This window comes from Heyndrickxia coagulans 36D1 (assembly GCF_000169195.2).
GTDB lineage: Bacteria > Bacillota > Bacilli > Bacillales > Bacillaceae_C > Weizmannia > Weizmannia faecalis.
Map to the genome: position 1 here is coordinate 2,636,377 of NC_016023.1, position 15,472 is coordinate 2,651,848.

A 15,472-nucleotide genomic window follows, 5' to 3' on the forward strand; every position below is an offset into this window, starting at 1 on the left:
CCACAATTTAATTGGAGTCTCATTTTAATTTAAAATGCGGTTTCTCGCTTATGCTTATATAAGCGGGCCGCCGAGTTTTTCAATGTCATCCGGCACCGAAAATTGCCGGAAATTTTCTTTGAACCGGGCTGCTAGTTCGAACGCTTTTTCACGGTAAGCCTGCTTGTCCGTCCATGTATCTGCCGGATAAAGGACGTCATCTGACACCCCTTCAATATGAACCGGGATGTGTAGCCCGAAAATATCATCCTGCCGTGTTTCGGTATCTTTCAGTTTGCCGTTTATCGCAGCCCGGACCATGGCGCGCGTATCGCTTAATTTCATGCGGGAACCGGTTCCGTACGGGCCGCCTGTCCAGCCGGTATTGACAAGAAATACCTGGACGTTGTGCCTGTCAACTTTCTCGCCGAGCATTTCCGCATAAACGGCGGGCTCAAGCGGCAAAAACGGCGCGCCGAAGCAAGTGGAGAACACGGCTTCCGGGCGCGTGACGCCGCGTTCGGTACCGGCCAGTTTAGAAGTGTAACCGCTTAAGAAATGGTACATGGCCTGCTCTTTTGTCAGCCTGCTGATCGGCGGCAGGACACCGGACGCATCGGCCGTTAGGAATATAATGGTTGACGGATGGCCGGCCATGCCGGAGCGGGCAATATTGCCGATGTTTTCAATCGGGTAAGCAGCCCTTGTATTTTCCGTCAGTGCATTGTTGTCATATTGCGGTTTGCGGGACACCGGATCTACGACCACATTTTCAAGTACGGTCCCAAAACGGATCGCCTGGTAAATTTGTGGTTCTTTTTCTTCCGTAAGCCCGATGCACTTTGCATAGCATCCGCCTTCAATATTGAAGACACCGCTGTCGGACCAGCCGTGCTCATCGTCCCCTATAAGTGCGCGCTCCGGATCGGCGGAAAGCGTCGTTTTCCCGGTCCCGGACAAGCCGAAAAACAGGGCCGTATCGCCGTTTTTCCCAGTATTGGCGGAGCAGTGCATGGGAAGGATGCCTTTTTGCGGCAGCAAGTAATTCATGATGGAAAAAATGCTTTTTTTCATTTCGCCTGCATATTCCGTCCCGCCGATCAAAATTATCCGGCGTTCAAGTGAAATCATGATGAACGCTTCGGAATGCGTGCCGTCAAGCGCCGGGTCTGCCTTAAACAGCGGCGCGGAAAGAATCGTAAATTGCGCATCGTGTTGATAGAGCTCCTCCGCATCCGGCCGGATAAACAATTGATGCGCGAATAAATTATGCCAGGCGAACTCATTCACGGTCTGGATCGGAAGGCGGCTTTTTGGATCGGCACCCGCAAAACCTTTAAACACAAAAATTTCGTCTTTCCCTTTTAAATGCCGGACCATTTTTTCATAAAGCCTGTTGAACACGCCGGGAGAAACCGGCTGGTTGATTTTGCCCCAGTCGACACGGTCTTTTGATTCGGAGTCGACGACAATAAATTTATCTTTCGGTGACCTTCCTGTATATTTTCCTGTTGCAGCAGAAATGGCCCCTTCCGTTGTCAGTACAGCTTCTTTCCGTTCGATAATTTTTTCCATTAATTGTGGCACGGAAAGCTGCATGCGTACGTTTTCCCCCGACAACAAAAACTTTAAATCGTCAGAAGCGCCAATCAGATCCATTTTCATAAACCGCCCCTTTGAATAACTTATTTCACTTTAAACGATATCAGTATAACATATTCATCCGTTTATTACATACTTTTTTCCGGGAAAAATGCAGAGGACAAAGGGGAGAAGGGCGAAAAAATCATTGACAGCGCCTGCTAAATTGCGTATGATTTTACTTTGAACGGATACTCTTATCCCGAGCTGGTGGAGGGACGGGCCCGATGAAACCCAGCAACCCGCCTCTGGAACAGGCAATGCGCTCGCAACGCAGCTGCCGCTTGACTTCCAGGCAAAGGTGCTAACCTGCAGCAAGGATTGTTTCCTTGAACGATAAGAGTGAAAGGCGCGATTGATTGAAGTCAAAACCTTTCCACTCATGATGAATGGGGAAGGTTTTTATTTTTGGCTTTGTACATGAAATGAATCGAGTTTAGGGTATGAGTACCGTTTCCAATATGTAACCATATAAGGAGGAAAAGCGGATGTTAAAAGGACGGCATTTGTTCACATCGGAATCGGTGACGGAAGGCCATCCGGACAAAATTTGCGACCAGATTTCCGATGCCATTTTGGATGCCATTTTAGAAAAAGACCCGAATGCCCGCGTTGCCTGTGAAACTTCCGTCACAACAGGGCTCGTGCTCGTCACGGGGGAAATTTCCACCAATACATATGTGGATATTCCGAAAGTGGTGCGCAAGACCATTAAAGAGATCGGCTATACGCGCGCGAAATACGGGTTTGATGCGGAAACCTGCGCGGTGCTGACATCGATTGACGAACAGTCCGAAGATATTGCGCGCGGCGTTAACCAGGCTTTGGAAGCCCGCGAAGGCGGGATGAGCGACGAAGAGATTGAGGCAATCGGAGCCGGCGACCAGGGCCTGATGTTCGGGTTTGCCTGCAATGAGACAGAAGAGCTGATGCCGCTTCCCATTTCGCTTGCCCACAAGCTTGCCCGCCGTCTTGCTGAACTCCGCAAACAAGAAGTGATCCCGTATTTGCGCCCGGATGCAAAGACACAGGTGACAGTTGAATATGACGAGAACAACCAGCCTGCCCGGATTGATACGATTGTCATTTCAACGCAGCATGATCCTGACACAAGCGCCGGACAAATCCAGGAAGATATGAAAAAATACGTCATTGAACCGGTTGTGCCGGCACACTTGCTCGATGCGGATACAAAGTATTTGATTAATCCGACCGGCCGCTTTGTCATCGGCGGCCCTCAAGGGGATGCGGGGCTGACCGGCCGCAAAATCATTGTCGACACGTACGGCGGCTATGCCCGGCACGGCGGCGGCGCATTTTCCGGGAAAGACCCGACGAAAGTGGACCGTTCCGCTGCTTATGCCGCCCGCTATGTTGCGAAAAATATTGTTGCGGCAGGCCTTGCGGAAAAATGCGAGGTACAGCTTGCGTATGCGATCGGGGTGGCGAAGCCCGTTTCTATTTCCATCGATACGTTTGGGACCGGAAAAGTGCCGGAAAAAGTGCTGATCGAGGCGGTCGAAGCTCATTTTGACCTGCGCCCGGCCGGCATTATCAAAATGCTCGACTTGCGCCGTCCGATTTACAGGCAGATCGCTGCGTACGGGCATTTCGGCCGCGATGATTTGGATGTGCCTTGGGAAAAAACGGACAAAGCCGGGGCGTTGAACGAATTCGCCCGCAATCATATCGGAAAATAATAGGAAAAAGAGCGCGCCTGGTATACAGGCCGCTCTTTTTCATAAAACGGCGGGAATAAGGAATCCTGTTTGCCTCATTTTTAACAAAAACCCTGCAAACTGGCGGAAAACATGCTAAACTATATTACATGTGCAGAATTTGGCCGTCAAATTTTGGCGGAAATGCATTTGTTTTTTAAAGAAATAAATTTACAATAGAGTATATCGAAATGAAGTAGGTGACTTTTTACATGTGCGGATTTATTGGCTGCGTCCATGACCATCCCGTTACATTATCAGACGAAGACAGGCAACAGTTTAAACAGATGAATCATATGATTGAGCACCGCGGCCCGGATGATGAAGGCTTTTATGAAGACGAGCATATCCAGTTCGGTTTCAGGCGCCTGAGCATTATCGATATCGAGGCGGGGCACCAGCCTTTAACATACGAAAACGAACGGTACTGGATTATTTTTAATGGCGAAATTTATAACTATGTTGAATTACGTGAAGAATTGATTAAAGAAGGGATGACATTCGAAACGAATTCGGATACGGAAGTCATTCTTGCCATGTACAGCCGTTACGGCGAAAAAGCAATCGGACGCCTGCGCGGGATGTTCGGGTTTGCGATCTGGGATAAGCAGGAACAAACGCTGTGCGGCGCGCGTGACCCGTTCGGTATTAAACCGTTCTTCTATTATGAAGACGGCGATAAAATGTATTTCGGTTCTGAAAAGAAAAGCATTTTGCTTGCCATGGAAAAACCAGAACTGAATTATGATGCTGTCCAATATTATTTAACCTACCAATTTGTGCCCGAACCTTTCACCATGACAAAAGGCATCCGGAAACTTGAACCGGGCCATTATTTTGTGAAAAAAATTGGCAAACCGATGGAAATCAAACGATATTGGAAAGCATCCTTCCACCCGGTTCATAAAAGCGAGGACGAATTTATTCAAGAAGTGCGTGACGTAATGATTGATTCGGTGAAAGTCCATATGCGCAGCGATGTACCGGTTGGCGCATTCCTGTCGGGTGGGATCGATTCCTCGATTACGGCATCGATTGCAAAACAGTTCCATCCGGGCATTAAAACATTCTCCGTCGGCTTCGAACGCGACGGCTACAGCGAAATTGATGTGGCCAAAGAAACGGCGGAAAAACTCGGGGTTGAAAATATCAGCTATGTGATCACGCCGGAAGAATACATGAAAGAACTGCCAAAAATCATTTGGCATATGGACGATCCACTCGCAGATCCTGCCTGTGTGCCCCTTTATTTTGTGGCGCGTGAAGCAAGAAAGTACGTGACCGTTGTTCTGTCTGGCGAAGGCGCGGATGAATTGTTCGGCGGCTATAATATTTACCGTGAACCGCAGTCGCTTGAAGTTTTTGATAAAATTCCGGCTGCCGGAAAATCTATTTTGAAAGCTTTGGCGAAAGTGTTGCCGGAAGGGGTAAAAGGAAAAAGCTTTATCGAACGCGGCGTCACGCCAATGGAAGACCGTTATATTGGCAATGCGAAAATGTACACCGAAGAAGAAAAACGCGACTTGCTGTTGACTTATAACAACAGCCTTGACTACCGTGACATCACAAAGCCGCTGTACAATGAAACAAAAGGCTATGATCCGGTTAACCGGATGCAATATATCGATATCCATACGTGGATGCGCGGCGATATTTTGCTGAAGGCGGACCGGATGACGATGGCCCATTCACTTGAACTGCGTGTGCCGTTTTTGGATAAAGAAGTGTTCCGGGTCGCTTCGCAAATTCCGGCGAGCTTAAAAACGTCTCATAACACAACGAAGTATGTTTTGCGTAAAGCGGCAGAAGGCATTGTGCCGGAACATGTGCTGAATCGGAAAAAACTCGGGTTCCCGGTCCCGATCCGCCACTGGCTGAAAGATGAAATGCATGATTGGGCGGCAGAGATCATCAAAACGAGCCCGACCGATGACATCATCAACAAACAATATGTACTGAAGCTCTTGGAAGACCATTGTGCAGGCAAGCTCGATTACAGCCGGAAAATCTGGACCGTGCTCATTTTCATGCTCTGGCATGCCGTGTATATGGAAGACAAGTACGATTTCCAAAAAGGCGCACAAGGGCGGCTTGCCGGCGCTTCGCTGTAATCTCCAAAAAATCGATTCACAATCGGGAAAATAACCGGGTAAAGTTGTCCGCAAAATGAGCGGACAGGAGGTTTTTCCGTCTTCAAAAGGGGATGGAATTGTGAAATGGTCCGGTGTTCGTTCAGCGTTTCACAGTAAGAAAGCTGGGACAAAAAAGGGGGGTCTGGCCCCGCTTCCGTGTAATCGGAAACGGGGGCAGGCCCCTTTATCGTATAACGCTTTTTTCGTATATGCCTGGTAAGCTTTGCATTTATCCCGGTTCGCAGCATGGCTTTTTTTGTTCATTTTTTCGCTTGTTTGCGGCTTAAAACAGTGCGGCTGCCGATGCTTTTAAAGAAGGCGTTATTTTTGTCCCCGCCGGTAACCTTTGTCAGCGCCCGACGGAATTTTTATAGTACTGTGCTTTTTCGGCATATTCGCGGACGATGCGGCGCATGTCCTGGATATCTTTTTCGGTAAGTTCACGGATCACTTTTGCCGGGCGGCCGAACGCAAGCGTATGCGGAGGAATCTTTTTCCCGGGCGTTACAAGGCTGCCGGCGCCAATAAAAGCGCCTTCCCCGATTTCGGCGCCGTCAAGAATAATTGAACCCATGCCGATCAAAGCTTTTGTCCGAACATGGCAGCTATGTAAAATTACCTGGTGGCCGACCGTCACTTCATCTTCCAGTATGAGCGGTGTTTGCGGGCTTTCGTGCAGGACGCAGTTATCCTGGACATTTACCTTTTGTCCGATTTTTACCGGTGCGACATCGCCGCGGATAACGGTTCCAAACCAGATGCCGGATTCATCGCCGATTTCAACGTCCCCCGTAACGGTCACATTGTCAGCAATATAAGCAGTTGGCGCAATCAAAGGGGTTTTTCCATTGTAAGCATAAATCATATTCATACCCTCCTGTTTTGATCTTTTCTTTTATCTTAAAGAATTGGGAATAAATTGTGAATAAATCGGGTTAAAAATGGCATATGTTTTTCAGAACAGAAGGATTATGGGTAAAATAAAAGCAGGATGGTTTCGCAGGTTTTGAAGGAGGCAGGAACATGTGGAAATGGGAAGCAGATGAAAACCCAAAAGCAGTCATCGTCATAGTTCATGGCGCGATGGAACATCACCGCCGCTACAGCTGGCTAATTGAGATGTGGAGATCAAGCGGCTATCATGTCGTGATGGGCGATCTTCCCGGTCATGGGATGACATCAAGAGCAAAAAGGGGGCATATTGATTCCTTTGATGAATATACAACAGAGATAAAAGAGTGGGTGACGGCAGCCTATCAGTTCGACCTCCCGATTTTTCTCCTCGGTCACAGCATGGGCGGGCTGGCGGTCATCCGGCTGCTTGAGCAGGAACATCTGAAAATCGCGGGGGTTATTCTTTCCTCGCCGTGCCTTGGGCTTGTCCAGTATCCTTCAAAGCTGCTCGGCCTGCTTTCGATCGGGTTAAACCGGATTGCCCCGGGCCTCCGCTTTAACAGCCCGCTGACCGTGCAAATGGCAACGCGGAATAAGGATATTCAAATGCAGGCGGTCAACGATTCATTGATGCTGACAAAAGTATCTGTCCGCTGGTACCGTGAGCTGCTCGCAGCGATGCGGCAGGCACAGATGGATACCGTACGGCTGCCGGACGTCCCGTTTCTTGTCATGCAGGCCGGGAATGACAAAATTGTGGACAAGGGGGCTGTCGTAAATTGGTTTAACCAAACTTCCGTGTCCGAAAAATTATACAAAGAATGGCCGAAATGCTACCATGAAATTTTCAATGAACCGGAAAGGGAAGATGTTTTCCTTTATGCGAAAAATTTTGTGGAAAACCGGCTCCGCACGTTAGGCTATATATTAGAATGAGGTGACGCTTGTGACAATTCCATCCTATCCGATCTCATTAATGGCGCAAGTTTACCGCCGGGTGATGCCGGCTGTCCACCGTGAACTCCATTACTGGCGGGAAAAGGCACGCCAGATTCCCAATGATGAATTAAAGACACAGGCGCTCGCCAGCATTCAACATAAAACGTTTCACTGTGAAGGCGGATCGATCCTCGGCCTTTTGGCAATGGAAGAGCGGACAGCGGCTTTTCGGTTTATTGTCGCTTACCAGACGATCAGCGACTATCTTGATAATCTATGCGACCGCAGCACATCGCTTGACCCGGTTGATTTCCGAGCACTGCACGAGTCCATGTCCGATGCGCTTACAGTCGGCGCACCGTTGAAAAATTATTACCGTTACCGACTGGACCAGGATGACGGTGGTTATTTGCATGAACTCGTGCGGACATGCCAGGTTGTGTTGAGCCGCATCCCTCAATATAAAGCCATTCAACCTTATTTGCTGGAACTTTGCCGTTATTATTCGGATCTGCAAGTACATAAACATGTGCGCGTAGAGGAACGGGTGCCGCGGCTAAAGGAATGGTTTTTGCGCTACAAGCCGGATTTTCCAGATATGGAATGGTATGAGTTTTCCGCCTGTTCCGGCTCGACCCTCGGGATTTTCTGCCTTGTTTCCTACGCGCTCCGGGACGATTTCCGCCCTGAATATGCGACAATCATCCGTGACGGGTATTTTCCTTATATTCAGGGGTTGCATATTCTGCTGGATTATTTTATCGACCAGGACGAAGACAAAAAAGGCGGAGACTTGAATTTTTGTTTTTATTACCCGAGCGAAGAAGAGCTGTTTAAACGGCTGAAGCATTTTTTGCAGGAGGCGGATAAACATACGGCCCGACTCCCAAATGAAAAATTTCATAAACTGATTAACCGGGGGCTTTTGGCTGTTTATTTGTCAGATGAAAAGGTGAAGAAGCAGCGGAGCGTTCAGAAATTGTCGCGGAAAATGATCAAATTTGCCGGCTCGATCAGTTTATTCTTTTATTTTAACGGAAAAATGTACCGCGCCATCAAAAACATGATCCCGGCCAGCCTGGCAAAAACAATAGTAAAATGAGCCGGCTGGTGGCAACGGGAAAGGGCAGATTTTATCGGCCCCTTTGTTGCCGTTTTTAGAAAAGGCGGATGGTTGTCTGGTTGAGGAAACCGGAGCAATGTGGCTTTTTCCGGCCGGACTTTTTGCATCATTCAAGAGCCGGCCGTGTTCATATACGATTAAAAAAGGCGGGCTTTCGTACCCGGCCCCGTTGTTACCGTTTTTCAAAGGCAATGAGAAAAGGCGTGCTTTTCGTACCCGGCCCTTTTGTTATCGCTTTTTGAATGGCATGAAAAAAGGCGGGCTTTGCATAATCCAGAACCCGGTCAGATTCATATGCGATTGAAAAAGGCAGCTGTTCGTAGCCGGCGCATATGTTATCGCTTTTGGGAATGACATGAAAAAGCCAGGTTCCCGTTATGTTTTGAATCCGAACCAATCGATCCTTCGTTATCGTTTTTCAATAGCAATAAGAAAAGGCGGATGGTTTGCCTGGTTGAGAAATTCATACCGGAGCACATGCGCCTTTTTCTGATCGAGCTGTTTTACATAATCCAGGAGCCGGTCACGTTCATACGCGCCGCCTTCATGGCCGTGGTAAACCACAACTGCGATGATCCCGCCGGTTTCAAGCATGGAAAAAATCTGCTCGAGTGCGGCAATGGTTGACTCCGGCCGGGTAATGACCGTTTTGTCGCTGTCCGGCAAATAGCCCAAATTGAAAACCGCTCCGCTGATCTTGCCATGCAGCGCTGCCGGGATGCATTCGCTGGCATGTTCATGGCCGGTGCAGAAAAGTTCGGCGCGCGTAACGAGGCCTTCTTTCTCCAGGCGTTCCTTTGTCCGCCTCACCGCTTCCGGCTGGATATCAAAAGCAAACACTTTTCCACCTTCTCCAACCCGTTTGGCGAGAAATACAGTATCATGCCCGTTCCCGGCTGTTGCGTCAATGGCAAAACCGCCGCTCTTTACAGCTTTTTCTAAAAGTAAATGAGCAAATGAGAGAACAGGAAGCATATTCATCTTTGCAGCATCTCCATTTATTGATTGGTCTACAGGCGAAAGTTGAACGCCTGTTTTTTTACTGTGAAAAGGCAAATGTGCCCCATGTAAATCATATTTTTCAGCGCTTTCCATTCGAATACCGGAATGGACACGGCAAAATCGTTCTTATTCTTCAGACATACAGGCTCGCGCCCCAAAATGGTAAAAAACCGTCTTTATGCAGCGCACTCCTTTTGCATTTTACCATGAACGGGTGCGGGTGCAAAGGCGGCTCGGATTCTAAATCGAGCTGTCGGGAAGAAACTCCCAATGCGCTGGGGAAACATTTTTTCTGCACGGGGCATTATACAAATGAAGCCTGCACGCTTCAAAGCATAAAGGGGGGAATCGTGATGGCCACACGGGAAGCAGTCGAAAATTGTATCAACCGTTGCGAGCAAGCCGTTCAATCGGCGCGTGAGCAATTTGCGGAAGGCAACCGCCAGGAAAACTACGGCTATTATGATTTTTCGGAACCGTTAACAGAGCTGGAAGAAGCCTATAATGAACTTTGCAAATTGGCGATCAGTGCCAACTCCCAGCAGCGTGAGCGCCTCCACCGTATGCGCCTTGTGATTCAGCAGCTGCAAAACGAGATGATTTTACAGGAACATGAACCGACCATGTAATTGGAAAAACGTAAGCCGGAAACTTGCTGGGGCAAAATGCTCAATAAGCAAATGGGGAAAACGGAAAAGCCAGGCAAACATCACGGCGAAAAATCCGACGGGAACAACGGACATGTAGGAGCGGTTTCGGCACAGAAAATTTAGGAAAAACAACAAGAAAAGCCGGGCGGATTCATGAAAGCGGGATAGGGCACGGGCCTTATCCCGCTTTTAATGCAAATGTTGGATCAAGTAGAGGACGGGGAATTGCCATAATATTTATATTTTGCAAGAATGCTTGTAACTGTCGGGAAAAACCCCTACAATTTCCTTTGATCGATTCATTAGCAGGGGGGCATTCATTTTGCCAAAAACTGTGTGGCTGCTTGTCATTGGCATGGCTGTCAACATGACTGGCGCTTCTTTTTTATGGCCGTTAAATTCAATCTATATCCACGATCATCTCGGTAAATCGCTGTTTATCGCCGGGCTTGTGCTCATGCTGAATAATTTTACAAGCGTCATCGGCAGTCTTTTGGGTGGATATTTGCATGATAAAATCGGAGGTTACCGTTCCGTAATACTGGGTGGCTTGATCTCTGCCGGGGCGCTTGCCGGCTTGACATGGAACCACGCTTGGCCGGATTATGTATTTTTCCTCGGTGCCATCGGGCTCGGTTCCGGCATGATCGGCCCGGCGATCCTTGCAATGGCGGGCGCGGCTTGGAAAGGCGGAGGGAGAAAAGCGTTCAATGCCATCTATGTCGCCAACAACATCGGGGTTGCACTCGGTGCCGCGCTGGGCGGTGTGATTGCCTCTTATTCCATTGACCTTATTTTTGCAGCGAATCTTGCACTTTTTCTCGTTTTTATGGCGATTGCTATCTTCGGCTACCGGAATATTGCCGAAAAACATGCCGGATATGCGGGCACAGCCGCTGCTTCTGCCAAACGTGCAGGACGGGCGCAAGTGGCATCACTCATCCTGTTATGCTTTGCTTATTTCCTGGCATGGACGGCGTACACGCAATGGACGGCCACGATTTCCACTTATACGCAGACGCTTCATATATCGCTGAACAAATACAGCTTTCTTTGGACATTGAATGGCGCGATCATCGTGCTCGGCCAGCCGCTCCTTTTGCCGTTTTTAAAGCGGTTCTTGCCGGAAGTCAAACAGCAAATTGTTGTTGGGACGGCCATTTTTATGCTGTCATTCGCTGTCGTTGCCTTTGCCGGGCATTTTGCCGGCTTTTTAGTGGCAATGGCCATTTTAACGGTTGGGGAAATGCTTGTCTGGCCGGCTGTGCCCGCAGTTGCCAATACGCTTTCGCCGAAAGGGCGGGAAGGGTTTTACCAGGGCATCATCAACAGTGTCGCAACATGCGGCAGAATGATTGGCCCTGTTGTTGGCGGGTTTGTCGCAGATGCATTCGGCATGAAGGCATTGTTCGGATTGCTCATTATTTTTCTCGCTATTTCCCTTTTATTGGCCTTGCTGTATGACCGCCCACTCGTGGAAAAATCACATTCTGGGGCAACAGGAAAATAATATTGAAACTGGGAATGAATTTCTGTAAAATAGGTTATAAATTGAATAAATGATAGAAGAACGTTGACAAGGAGTAGTAACGGCGGCGCTGAAACAAGAGAATTGGCGGAAGGTGCAAGCCAATCAGAGAACCCCGTGAACTCGCCTTTGAGTTGCAAATATGACCCGTTTTAGTATTTGCCGTATTCCGCGTTAAGGACTTAAAGTGAGTGCTTGCACTAATTTGGGTGGTACCGCGGGAGAACCCTCTCGTCCCTTTTTCTTGGGATGGGAGGTTTTTTGCGTCCTATATTGTCAATGTCGATACATAAAAAAGGAGGAGTCTGTCATGAGTTTTGACCACCGGAAAATCGAAAAGAAATGGCAGCAGTACTGGGAAGAGCATCACACGTTCCGTACCGGTGAAGACGAAAATAAACCGAAATTTTATTGCCTGGATATGTTTCCGTATCCGTCGGGGGCAGGCCTTCACGTCGGGCACCCGGAAGGCTATACGGCGACCGACATCGTGTCGCGGACGAAACGGATGCAAGGATATAATGTCCTCCATCCGATGGGGTGGGATGCATTCGGGCTTCCAGCTGAGCAGTATGCGATTGATACCGGCAATGATCCGGCTGTTTTCACAATTCAAAATATCAATACGTTCCGCCGCCAGATGAAATCGATCGGGTTTTCTTATGATTGGGATAGGGAAATCAACACATCTGATCCGGAATATTATAAATGGACGCAGTGGATTTTTCTGCAGCTGTGGAAAAAGGGGCTGGCTTATATTGATGAAGTGCCAGTCAACTGGTGCCCTGCGCTCGGAACCGTGCTGGCAAACGAAGAAGTCATTGACGGCAAGAGCGAACGCGGCGGGCATCCGGTCATCCGCAAACCGATGCGCCAGTGGATGTTGAAAATTACCGCCTATGCAGACCGCCTTCTTGAAGACCTTGAGGAGCTGGATTGGCCGGAAAACATTAAGGATATGCAGCGCAACTGGATTGGCCGTTCGGAAGGGGCAGAAGTGACATTCCAGGTTGAAGGCACAAATGAAACGTTTACCGTTTTCACGACCCGCCCGGATACGCTGTTCGGGGCGACCTACGCCGTGCTTGCGCCGGAACACCCGCTTGTGGATAAAATCAAAACAGCTGAGCAGGCCGATGCAGTTCAGGCTTACATTGCCGAGGTGCAATTAAAAAGCGACCTCGAACGGACGGACCTTGCGAAAGACAAAACCGGCGTATTTACGGGGGCGTATGCCGTGAACCCGGCGAACGGCGAAAAAATGCCAATTTGGATTGCCGATTATGTATTAATGAGCTACGGGACAGGCGCAATCATGGCGGTGCCGGCCCATGACGAACGCGACTATGAATTTGCCCGCAAATTCGATTTGCCGATTAAAGAAGTCGTCGCAGGCGGCAACGTTGAAAAAGAAGCCTATACCGGTGACGGTGAACACGTCCATTCCGGATTTTTAAACGGGCTGGATAAACAGACAGCGATTAAACGCATGATCGAGTGGCTTGAAGAAAAAGGGATCGGACAGAAGAAAGTGACATATCGCCTGCGTGACTGGCTGTTCAGCCGCCAACGTTACTGGGGCGAGCCGATTCCGGTCATCCACTGGGAAGACGGGACCATAACGGCCGTGCCGGAAGAAGAGCTGCCACTCATGCTGCCGAAAATGAAGGAAATCAAACCGAGCGGAACAGGTGAATCACCGCTTGCGAATGTGGAAGACTGGGTCAATGTTGTCGATCCGAAAACAGGGAAAAAAGGCCGGCGCGAAACAAACACGATGCCGCAATGGGCGGGAAGCTGCTGGTACTTCCTCCGTTTCATCGATCCGAAAAATCATAAAGCGATTGCCGATCCGGAAAAGCTGAAAAAATGGCTGCCGGTTGACCTTTACATCGGCGGAACCGAGCATGCGGTGCTGCACTTGCTGTATGCCCGCTTCTGGCATAAATTTTTGTACGATATCGGGGTGGTGTCAACGAAAGAACCATTCCAAAGATTGTTCAACCAAGGCATGATCTTGGGCGCGAACCATGAAAAAATGAGCAAATCGCGCGGCAATGTCGTTAATCCGGATGACATTCTCGAGTCGCACGGGGCCGATACGCTCCGGCTGTACGAAATGTTCATGGGCCCTTTGGATGCATCGATTCCGTGGTCGACGAACGGCCTTGACGGTTCCCGCCGCTTCCTTGACCGGATTTGGCGCCTGTTTGTGAATGAAGACGGCAGCCTGTCAGAAAAAATTCAGGACAAGGCCAATCCGGCACTTGAAAAAACGTATCATCTGACGGTCAAAAAAGTGACGGAAGATATCGATGCCCTTCATTTTAACACGGCCATTTCGCAATTAATGGTGTTTATAAACGATGCCTATAAAGCGGAAGTGATACCGAAAACGTATGTGGAAGGCTTCGTCAAGCTGCTGTCGCCGTTTTGCCCGCATATTGCCGAAGAACTGTGGGAAAAACTCGGCCACAGCGGCACGATCACATATGAAGCATGGCCTGCTTTTGATGCTTCAAAACTCATCGAAAATGAAGTGGAAATTGTCCTCCAGGTGAACGGCAAAGTGCGCAACAAAGTGAAGATCGACCGCAACATGAGCCGCGAGGACATGGAAAAACTCGCGCTTGCGGATGAAAAAATCAAGGAATTTACGGAAGGAAAAACGATTCGCAAAATCATTGCTGTACCGGGCAAACTCGTCAACATTGTGGCAAACTGATGGATTTCCGGAAAACGGGGCTTTACGGTGAAATGGCCGTAAGCCCCGTTTTTTATGCGTGAAATTCATAATTTGTTTGTGAAATGGCAAACTAGGATTATCAACCATAAAAAGGGGAAAAAAGATGGTTCTTTTATTTTCACTTTTGGCAGGGGCAGGGCTGGCCTATTTGTCCCGCACGCTGTTTGAGGCAGAAAAAATGAAATCATTGCTGCTTTACTTATGGCTATACTTCTGGACAATCAATTTTTTAAGGATACTGGAAATGAACCTGCACTTTGTTCATGATCACCATACAACGATGTTCTATATTTCCAGGTTGCTTGTTCTGTTCGAGGTGCCCCTTTTGTTTCTGCTGTATTTGCACGTGTTTCACCTGTCACGGACGTCCGGCCGGAAAACACTGACAGTAGCATGTTTTTTCCTTGTTTTTACAGGTTATGTCGCCATCCTTGATTTTTTACAAATTCTGTATACCTACGGATGGTCATGGCGGTATGTCCTTGCTTTCTTCTTCACTGATCTTGCGGTTTTACACGTAGGCGATGCGCTCTATAGATGGTTGGACAGGAAAAAGGAGGTACACCGGCATGCTTCCGGAAAAATTTGACGAGAATGAAATCTTTACCCTTGCCGCCTTGGCAGGGTTGATGCTGGCGCTGTATCTCTTGCCAAAAGCCGTTTCATGGAAAGCAGGACTTGCGAACGGGCTGTTTTTTACAGCAATGGCCTGCTTTGCGGATGAAGTGCTTAGCGCGATGCATCCTTTAAACTTATACAACACATTTGATTCGCCTGATCTCGAGCTTTTTGACTTCATTATTTATTTACCTGTTTTTACCTTGTACGGCTATTTGTTTATTACGGTGCAGCGTTTTTTTCGGGCGCGACTCCGCTCTGTACGCAACGTGTTTTTTTATTTGCTCGCCTGGATCGTTTTTACGTGTTTGATGGAGACCATTGCTGTTAAGTTTGGCGTGTTCCACTATTTGAAGGAATGGAACAATTTTCATTCGCTAGTTGCCTATTGCTTCATCTTTCCGATATTTTATGCTTATGCAAATTGGATTTTAAAAATGGAAGTGACTGATTAAAATGTTCTGAAATTGGAGACAATAGACATAAAAGAAACGGGGAGGAA

The 15,472-nt window shown here is 48.4% G+C and carries 12 protein-coding genes, 1 riboswitch and 1 other annotated feature; of the genes, 9 read left to right on the plus strand and 3 right to left on the minus strand.

The features are described 5' to 3' along the window. Positions 1-54: 54 nt before the first annotated feature. Positions 55-1,644, minus strand: coding sequence for a phosphoenolpyruvate carboxykinase (ATP) (gene pckA / locus BCOA_RS29725; protein WP_017550244.1), 1,590 nt, complete (start codon positions 1,642-1,644; stop codon positions 55-57). Positions 1,645-1,814: 170 nt separating this feature from the next. Next, a riboswitch (SAM riboswitch) is annotated at positions 1,815-1,963 on the plus strand. 145 nt (positions 1,964-2,108) lie between these two features. Between pckA and metK the strand changes: the two genes are divergently transcribed. Both metK and asnB read left to right on the plus strand, forming a co-directional pair. Further along, positions 2,109-3,320 carry a methionine adenosyltransferase gene (metK, locus tag BCOA_RS29730; RefSeq protein WP_014097654.1) on the plus strand — a complete coding sequence of 404 codons (1,212 nt, stop codon included), beginning with the start codon at positions 2,109-2,111 and terminating at the stop codon, positions 3,318-3,320. A gap of 230 nt (positions 3,321-3,550) precedes the next feature. After that, a complete protein-coding gene (gene asnB / locus BCOA_RS29735; protein ID WP_014097655.1) occupies positions 3,551-5,449 on the plus strand; it encodes an asparagine synthase (glutamine-hydrolyzing) in 1,899 nt (632 codons plus the stop codon). 370 nt (positions 5,450-5,819) lie between these two features. Here asnB and BCOA_RS29740 read toward each other — a convergent pair whose 3' ends face one another. After that, positions 5,820-6,335 (minus strand): gamma carbonic anhydrase, encoded by a 516-nt coding sequence (locus BCOA_RS29740; RefSeq protein WP_014097656.1) that lies wholly within the window; start codon positions 6,333-6,335, stop codon positions 5,820-5,822. A 158-nt stretch (positions 6,336-6,493) separates the two neighbouring features. Between BCOA_RS29740 and BCOA_RS29745 the strand changes: the two genes are divergently transcribed. After that, positions 6,494-7,300: an alpha/beta hydrolase gene (locus BCOA_RS29745; RefSeq protein ID WP_014097657.1), complete on the plus strand. Its 807-nt coding sequence runs from the start codon at positions 6,494-6,496 to the stop codon at positions 7,298-7,300. Positions 7,301-7,310: 10 nt separating this feature from the next. Beyond that, positions 7,311-8,405, plus strand: a complete 1,095-nt coding sequence (locus tag BCOA_RS29750) for a tetraprenyl-beta-curcumene synthase family protein (RefSeq protein ID WP_014097658.1) — start codon at positions 7,311-7,313, stop codon at positions 8,403-8,405. Positions 8,406-8,834: 429 nt separating this feature from the next. On the opposite strand, the gene BCOA_RS29760 is transcribed toward BCOA_RS29750, so the two are convergent. Then, on the minus strand, positions 8,835-9,407 hold the full coding sequence (locus BCOA_RS29760; RefSeq protein ID WP_014097660.1) for a class I SAM-dependent methyltransferase: 573 nt from the start codon (positions 9,405-9,407) through the stop codon (positions 8,835-8,837). Positions 9,408-9,781: 374 nt separating this feature from the next. Here BCOA_RS29760 and BCOA_RS29765 point away from each other — a divergent pair, with 374 nt between their 5' ends. The 5 genes from BCOA_RS29765 (at position 9,782) to BCOA_RS29785 (ending at position 15,425) form a co-directional block, all read left to right on the plus strand. After that, positions 9,782-10,057: a YtzC family protein gene (locus BCOA_RS29765; protein ID WP_014097661.1), complete on the plus strand. Its 276-nt coding sequence runs from the start codon at positions 9,782-9,784 to the stop codon at positions 10,055-10,057. Positions 10,058-10,400: 343 nt separating this feature from the next. After that, entirely contained in the window at positions 10,401-11,588 is a 1,188-nt protein-coding gene (locus tag BCOA_RS29770; protein WP_014097662.1) for an MDR family MFS transporter, read from the plus strand. Positions 11,589-11,642: 54 nt separating this feature from the next. Further along, positions 11,643-11,848: a binding site (T-box leader), on the plus strand. Positions 11,849-11,916: 68 nt separating this feature from the next. After that, entirely contained in the window at positions 11,917-14,331 is a 2,415-nt protein-coding gene (gene leuS, locus BCOA_RS29775) for a leucine--tRNA ligase (protein ID WP_014097663.1), read from the plus strand. A 124-nt stretch (positions 14,332-14,455) separates the two neighbouring features. After that, positions 14,456-14,941 (plus strand): hypothetical protein, encoded by a 486-nt coding sequence (locus BCOA_RS29780; protein ID WP_014097664.1) that lies wholly within the window; start codon positions 14,456-14,458, stop codon positions 14,939-14,941. Beyond that, entirely contained in the window at positions 14,922-15,425 is a 504-nt protein-coding gene (locus BCOA_RS29785) for a hypothetical protein (RefSeq protein ID WP_014097665.1), read from the plus strand. The genes BCOA_RS29780 and BCOA_RS29785 overlap by 20 nt, the downstream gene beginning before the upstream one ends. The last annotated feature ends 47 nt before the right edge of the window (positions 15,426-15,472 follow it).

Excerpts from the sequence above, each read along its gene's own strand:
- BCOA_RS29765 (WP_014097661.1), top strand. The coding sequence starts at position 9,782 with ATGGCCACACGGGAAGCAGTCGAAAATTGTATCAACCGTTGCGAGCAA.
- metK (WP_014097654.1), top strand. The coding sequence starts at position 2,109 with ATGTTAAAAGGACGGCATTTGTTCACATCGGAATCGGTGACGGAAGGC.
- BCOA_RS29745 (WP_014097657.1), top strand. The coding sequence starts at position 6,494 with ATGTGGAAATGGGAAGCAGATGAAAACCCAAAAGCAGTCATCGTCATA.
- BCOA_RS29785 (WP_014097665.1), top strand. The coding sequence starts at position 14,922 with ATGCTTCCGGAAAAATTTGACGAGAATGAAATCTTTACCCTTGCCGCC.
- asnB (WP_014097655.1), top strand. The coding sequence starts at position 3,551 with ATGTGCGGATTTATTGGCTGCGTCCATGACCATCCCGTTACATTATCA.
- BCOA_RS29780 (WP_014097664.1), top strand. The coding sequence starts at position 14,456 with ATGGTTCTTTTATTTTCACTTTTGGCAGGGGCAGGGCTGGCCTATTTG.
- BCOA_RS29760 (WP_014097660.1), bottom strand. The coding sequence starts at position 9,407 with ATGAATATGCTTCCTGTTCTCTCATTTGCTCATTTACTTTTAGAAAAA.
- pckA (WP_017550244.1), bottom strand. The coding sequence starts at position 1,644 with ATGAAAATGGATCTGATTGGCGCTTCTGACGATTTAAAGTTTTTGTTG.
- leuS (WP_014097663.1), top strand. The coding sequence starts at position 11,917 with ATGAGTTTTGACCACCGGAAAATCGAAAAGAAATGGCAGCAGTACTGG.
- BCOA_RS29740 (WP_014097656.1), bottom strand. The coding sequence starts at position 6,335 with ATGATTTATGCTTACAATGGAAAAACCCCTTTGATTGCGCCAACTGCT.